This window comes from Haladaptatus sp., assembly GCF_049589095.1.
Classification (GTDB): Archaea; Halobacteriota; Halobacteria; order Halobacteriales; family Haladaptataceae; genus Haladaptatus.
In genome coordinates this window covers 1-6,269 of sequence record NZ_JBAWAC010000286.1, presented here as the reverse complement: position 1 = coordinate 6,269, position 6,269 = coordinate 1, and the positions used below count along the sequence as shown (strand labels likewise).

Below are 6,269 nucleotides of genomic sequence, written 5' to 3'. Positions count from 1 at the left end.
CGCGACGACGTGCACGTCGTCGCTGGCGTGGGCCGTGAATCCGGCGAAATCGACGGTGTTCCGGTGGAACCGGCCGACGCACTCGGGAGCGTGCTTTCGGAGTACGATCCCGACGTACTGATCGACTTTTCGGTACCCGACGCGAGCGTGGAGTTCGTGACGGAATGTGCTGACGCGGGCGTACCCTGCGTCGTCGGCACGACCGGATTCACGGAGGACGACGAAGTCGCCCTCCGCGAAGCGAGCGAACACGCGCCCGTCCTCGTGGCGAGCAACTTCTCGCGCGGCGTGCAAGCACTGCTCCGCGCCGTCGAAGGGGCCGTCAGCGACTTGCCCGGCTACGACGTGGAACTGACCGAAACCCACCACAACGGCAAGCGAGACGCGCCGAGCGGGACGGCGAAGACGGTCCTCGACCGTATCACCGCCGCTGGCGGTCCCGAGGAGCGGGTTCACGGACGCGAGGGAGACGCCCCGCGTCAGGAGAACGAAATCGGTGTCCACGCCCGACGAGCGGGCGGGATTGCGGGCGAACACGAGGTGCTGCTGGCGAACGACCACGAGGAACTGCGACTCGCCCATCGGGCGGCCGACAGGGCCGTGTTCGCCGATGGTGCACTCGATGCAGCGGCATGGCTGGCCGGGCGAACGCCCGGCTGGTACGGATTTGACGAGGTAATTACGGCATGAGCCGAAGCGACCTAGAACACGACGTACGGGAACTGTGGCAACGATACGACTCCGGCGAGATCGACGCGGACGGTGTCGGAGCGAACGAACTGGAAGTCCTCGAAACCTTCCTCGACACGCTCGAAGCGGGCGAGGTTCGCGCCGCCGAAAAGCGCGACGGGGAGTGGGAAGCGAACGAGTGGGTCAAACACGGCATTTTACTGAACTTCGGCCTGCGAAACATCGAAGGCCAGGAATACGGCGATGTGACGTACCACGACGTGCTTCCGCTCCGCGAGACGGACGACCTTCCCGGGCGAGGAACCCGAAACACGCCGGACGGAACCGTCCTCCGACGGGGCGCACACGTCGGGTCGAACTGCATCCTGATGAGCCCGAGTTTCGTCAACATCGGCGTCTCCATCGGCGACGGGACGCTCGTGGACTCCTGTGATACGGTCGGTTCCTGTGCACAGATCGGCGAGAACGTCAAGCTCGGCGCGAACGCGCTCATCGGCGGCGTCCTCGAACCCGTCGAGGGAACGCCGGTCATCGTCGAGGACGACGTAACCCTCGGCGCTGGCTGTCGCGTCACGTCCGGGTTCGTCGTCGGTGAGGGGAGTATCGTCGCGGAAAACACGCTTCTCACGCCGCGAATCCCCGTCTACGACCTCGTGGACGAGGAGGTCATCTACGGCCACCTTCCACCGAATCGCCGCGCGTTCACCCGATTCGTCGAATCCGGTCTCGGCGACCACGACCTGTTCGACGGCGGGGCGTACAAGCCCGCCGTCGTCGCCCTCGACGTGGAAGACGACACGCTCGCACAGGTCGAGCGTGAGGAGGCCCTCCGATGACTCCCGCAGTCGAGAGCCACAATCCGCCGGTACGGCGACTCGCCGACTGGTCGGACGCCCGACTCGAAGCGCTCGCGGACGAGCACGGAACGCCGCTGTACGTCATCGATTGTCAGCGTGTTCGCCAGAACTACCGTCGGCTTTCCCGCGCGTTCCCGGACGCGGACGTTCACTTCGCCGCGAAGGCCAACACCTCGAAGGCGGTGCTCGAAACGCTCGAACCCGAAGATGCGAGCATCGAATGCGCGTCAGCGGGCGAGACCGTTCGGGCCTTCGATGCCGGTTTTTCCGGCGAGCGTGTCCACTACACCGCCGTCAATCCGCCCGGGACCGACCTCGACAGGGTCGTCGAACTGGCCGCCGAACAGCCGGACTTGACGATCACGGTCGGAGCCGAGGATACCATCGACCGACTGGCCGAGCGCGGCTACGATGGACGACTCTGTCTCCGCGTCAACCCCGGCATCGGTGCGGGCCACCACGAGAAGGTGCGAACCGGCGCGGACGCGAAGTTCGGCGTCCCGTACGACCGGGCCGCCTCCCTCCTCGAATCCGCTGCTGCCGACTTCGACGTGGTCGGCATCCACGCTCACGCCGGAAGCGGCATCTCGGGTGACGACCTCGGCAACCACCGGGAACTCGTCTCGCGGATGGGCGAACTGGCGCGAACCATCGACCTGCCGCTCGAATTCGTTGACGTCGGCGGCGGATTCGGCGTTCCGTACCATCCCGACGACTCGCCGCTCGACCTCGATTCCGTGGCGGCGGCGACGCGCGACGCACTCGGTGACGTGGACGCCACGCTCGTCGTGGAACCCGGTCGCTACCTCGTCGCTGACGCGGGCGTCCTCCTGACGGCGGTGAACACCGTCAAGGACACGCCGGAAACCACGCTCGTCGGCATCGACGCAGGGATGACGACGCTCGCCCGCCCCGCGCTGTACGATTCGTACCATCACATCAGGTCCGTTGGGGAGGACGGCTACCCCGTCGAATCGACCGTCGCCGGTCCGATCTGCGAGAGTTCGGACACTTTTGGCACCCACATGCTCGACGACCCGACGCGTGGCGACGTGCTCGCGATCGGTAACGCCGGTGCCTACGGCTACGAGATGGCAAGCCAGTACAACTCCCGACCACGCCCGGCGGTCGTCGTCGTGGACGGCGACCGGACGGCGGTCGCCCATCGACGCGAAACCATCGCGGACGTTACCGCGACCGAAACGGAGGTGACGTGGGAATGAACCTCTCGTTCGAGAAGTACCACGGAACCGGCAACGATTTCGTCATCGTGAACGAGAACGCGTGTGTTCCTCACCGAGCACGGTTCGCCCGAAGCGTCTGTGACCGGGCGGAGGGAATCGGCGCGGACGGTGTCCTCTTTCTGTCGCTCGAACCGAACTTCCGCCCGCCGCGAGTCATCATGACGCTCGTCCAACCCGACGGAAGCACGGCCGAGATGTGCGGCAACGGCGCTCGCTGTGCCGCCGTCTGGGCTGCCAAGCAGGCGAACGCGGACGAAGTGATGATAGACACCCTCGCCGGGACGCGCCACGCAACCATTCACGACGGTGGCGCGACCATCGAGATGGGTGCACCGAAATTCGACCCGAACGCCGTTCCGCTCGCGGGGGACGAACCGCTCGTCGAGTCGCGCGTCGGCGACTACGACGTAACGGCGGTGAACACCGGCGTTCCACACGCCGTCGCGTTCGTGGACGACGTGAACGACGTGAACCTCGAACGCGATGCGCCGCCGATTCGGCACGCGGACGTGTTCCCACGCGGTGCGAACGTGACCTTCGCGTCACGTTGCGAGGGTGGGTTCGACCAGCGGACGTTCGAACGCGGTGTCGAAGGCGAAACTCAGTCCTGTGGAACCGGCGCGGTCGCTATCGCGGCCGCTGCCCGCCGTCTCGGACTCGTGGACGGCGACCAGGTATCGGTGTCGCCGCCGGGTGGCGACCTCGAAGTGACAGTCGGCGACCGAACCGCGACGCTCACCGGACCGGTCGAGCGCGAGTTCGGCGGCGACATGCACGTCTCGAACGCGGGACGGCTCGATTTGGAGGCGTGATTCGATGAGCGCGGACGACTTCGATCCGATTTCGTTCCTCGAATCGGCAGTACGGACGCCGTCGCACGAATCGCCCGACGAGATGCGGACGCTGCTCGTCGAAACCCTCGAAGCGGCGGGCGTCGATGTGTCCGTCGACGACGCCGGAAACGTCCTCGCCGAGCGCGTCGGGGAGGGGGACGGCCCACACGTCGTGTTGAACACGCACATCGACACCGTCCCGCCGCACGTTCCGTTTTCGCGTGACGGCGACGAGAATGGTGATGGCGACCGAATTTTCGGGCGGGGGTCGTGTGACGCGAAGGGGCCGCTTGCGGCGCTTCTCGACGCGTTTCTGACCGTCGAACCGGAGTGCGGTCGGCTGACGCTCGCCGTAACGCCGGACGAGGAAACCGACTCGACCGGTGCGGCCGCACTCGAACTGCTCTCGGACGAACCGACATCGCCGCCCGACGCTATCATCGTCGGTGAACCGACCGGCCTCGACGTGTGCAACGCAGCACGGGGTCGGTTTCAGGGGACGGTCTCCGTGTACGGGGAGAACGCACACGCCGCACATCCCGAGGCAGGTGTCAATGCGATTCGCGGGGCCGCCCCGATCTTGTCGGCACTTTCCACGTTCGATACGGACGAGGTGCATCCCGACCTCGGTGCACCGACGCTCACTCCGACAACGATTACTGGTGGAGCGGCGACGAACCAGATCCCGGCCGATTGCTCGTTCGTCATCGACCGACGCAGCGTCCCACCGGAAGGCGCGGACGAGTTTCGGGAATCGCTCGAAGCCCATCTTCGGACGGCGGCACCCGAATCCGTCACGGTGGACGTTTCACTCGCGGAACGGGAAACGCCGTTCCTCGAAGCCTTCGAGACCCCTGCCGATTCGACGCTCGTTCGGACCCTTCGGGAGGCGAGCGGCGGCGAGGTACGACCGTTCGGTGCGGCCACGGAAGCGTCCTATTTCGCGCAAGCCGCGCCGACGGTCGTGTTCGGGCCGGGCGTGTTGTCCGACGACGAGGGTGCAGTAGCACACGCCCCGGGCGAGTACGTGGATGTCGACGAGGTGACCGCGGCCGCGAGCGCAGTAACCCGAACGCTTCGGACGCTCGTCCAGTAGTTTTAGTTTTGGCCTCTCGTCCGCGAGTCGGAATACTGTTGGCACTGTCGTCCCATCGATTGCGAGCAGTCGCTTCGAGTGGATCGATTCAGGAGGCGGTCGGTCGAAGAGGACTACCGGTTGCCCTGTGACGACCGATTTCCGTGATGGCGTCGATGTTCGACGCGGTGAATCGCGTCGCTCGTCGATGGGGGCGATGGACGAGATGAACGCGATGAGGACGAGTATCGACGCGACAGGTTCGGGCGTCACGCCATGGAGTGGTTTCGTGTTCGTATTTGAACCTACGGGCGGTCCGCGGACGTTACCTGTCCACTTCCCCCGTCTCCCTTTCAGCCCGAAAGTACGCACCGAGGTATCCGCCCAGTGCGCTCAATCCAACGGTGTACAGTAGCGTGACCACGCCGAACAGCACGAGGATCACGAGGAATCCACCGGGCATGGATCCGAAGAAGAGGATACTGACCACGAAGAATCCGAAAAGTGCCATCGGAATCGTGGCGATCGCACCCGAGATGGCACCGATTCGGATGCCCTCGTCGGTTGGTACATCGCTGAGATACGCCGCCACGGCACCGCCGATGATCGGCGATAGCGGGACGAACGAGACGACGATGGTGACGACGGCACCGATGAGCGAGTTGACGAACGTGTTGTTGGAGGACATGTGTGTAGTATTTGTTTCGGTGAAAAACGGTTCGTGTACCCTCAACCGAAGAAGACGTCCACCACGTCGCTTCCGCGATTGCGGACGTCTTTGTACAGTTCCGAGTAGCCACAGTTGTCACACGAGACGACGGTGAACTTCTTCGTTTGGATGTCGAACATTTTGCTCAGTCCGCCGCCGGTGGTCGAGATGGAGTCCGTGGAGGCTTCGGTGTGACCGCACTTCGGGCAGCCGGAGGTACCGTGTGTATCGGGGTCCATATAGCGGGGAGTGTGTAGCGAGTCACTAAATACTTCGTGGTCGATACGTCACTGAAACTTATTACTGTTTGATTCACATCTACTACTATGGGTACTAACCATTCCACGTACGGAAACAAACCGAACACCGCTCCGCTCGGGATCAAGATTCTGTGTTTTCTGAGCGTAATTGTCGGTGTTCTGAGTCTCATTGGGGGGCTCGGGACGCTACTGACGGGTGGCTTTGGATTCATCGTCGGACTCATCATCATCGTCCTCGCCATCGGTCAACTCGTCGTTGCGTGGGGGCTATGGACGCTCCAATCGTGGGCGTGGACGCTCACGATCATCGTGTACGGACTCCGAATCGTGGGCGACCTGTTCCAGTTGCTCGTGGGTGACTTCAGCGCCATCATCAGCCTCGTCGTCGGTCTCCTGATATTGGCGTACATCTACAGCAAGCGCGATTACTACAAGTAATCGAGACGGAACGTCCTCAGTTCCCGCTCCCTTTCGTCTCTCCTGTCCTTTCCGCTCGTTCCTTCACGCCGCAGAGCATCTTTCGCTCCATGACGAAGTGTGCCGGTTCCCAGAACAGGTAGTCGGCGACCCTGCCTCGAACGGTTTCTTTCCCTTGCGTGCG

At 64.0% G+C, this 6,269-nt stretch carries 8 protein-coding genes; 6 read left to right on the top strand and 2 right to left on the bottom strand.

Annotated elements, in window-relative coordinates; translation table 11 throughout:
- The 5 genes from dapB to WBV42_RS09295 all read left to right on the top strand — a co-directional run.
- On the top strand, positions 1-690 hold a 690-nt coding region (gene dapB, locus WBV42_RS09315), incomplete at its 5' end, for a 4-hydroxy-tetrahydrodipicolinate reductase (RefSeq protein ID WP_423985777.1).
- Positions 687-1,526, top strand: coding sequence for a 2,3,4,5-tetrahydropyridine-2,6-dicarboxylate N-succinyltransferase (locus tag WBV42_RS09310; RefSeq protein ID WP_423985776.1), 840 nt, complete (start codon positions 687-689; stop codon positions 1,524-1,526). The genes dapB and WBV42_RS09310, both read left to right, overlap by 4 nt.
- Positions 1,523-2,770 (top strand): diaminopimelate decarboxylase, encoded by a 1,248-nt coding sequence (lysA, locus tag WBV42_RS09305; protein WP_423985775.1) that lies wholly within the window; start codon positions 1,523-1,525, stop codon positions 2,768-2,770. Before WBV42_RS09310 ends, lysA begins: the two co-directional genes overlap by 4 nt.
- A complete protein-coding gene (gene dapF / locus WBV42_RS09300) occupies positions 2,767-3,603 on the top strand; it encodes a diaminopimelate epimerase (protein WP_423985774.1) in 837 nt (278 codons plus the stop codon). The genes lysA and dapF overlap by 4 nt, the downstream gene beginning before the upstream one ends.
- A 4-nt stretch (positions 3,604-3,607) precedes the next feature.
- Entirely contained in the window at positions 3,608-4,720 is a 1,113-nt protein-coding gene (locus WBV42_RS09295) for a M20 family metallopeptidase (RefSeq protein ID WP_423985773.1), read from the top strand.
- Between the two features lie 304 nt (positions 4,721-5,024).
- On the opposite strand, the gene WBV42_RS09290 is transcribed toward WBV42_RS09295, so the two are convergent.
- Together WBV42_RS09290 and WBV42_RS09285 are read right to left on the bottom strand one after the other, a co-directional pair.
- Positions 5,025-5,387 carry a DUF5518 domain-containing protein gene (locus WBV42_RS09290; protein ID WP_423985772.1) on the bottom strand — a complete coding sequence of 121 codons (363 nt, stop codon included), beginning with the start codon at positions 5,385-5,387 and terminating at the stop codon, positions 5,025-5,027.
- A 41-nt stretch (positions 5,388-5,428) separates the two neighbouring features.
- Positions 5,429-5,647: a zinc ribbon domain-containing protein gene (locus WBV42_RS09285; protein ID WP_066144143.1), complete on the bottom strand. Its 219-nt coding sequence runs from the start codon at positions 5,645-5,647 to the stop codon at positions 5,429-5,431.
- Between the two features lie 87 nt (positions 5,648-5,734).
- Here WBV42_RS09285 and WBV42_RS09280 point away from each other — a divergent pair, with 87 nt between their 5' ends.
- Positions 5,735-6,106 (top strand): hypothetical protein, encoded by a 372-nt coding sequence (locus WBV42_RS09280; RefSeq protein ID WP_423985771.1) that lies wholly within the window; start codon positions 5,735-5,737, stop codon positions 6,104-6,106.
- Positions 6,107-6,269 lie beyond the last annotated feature (163 nt).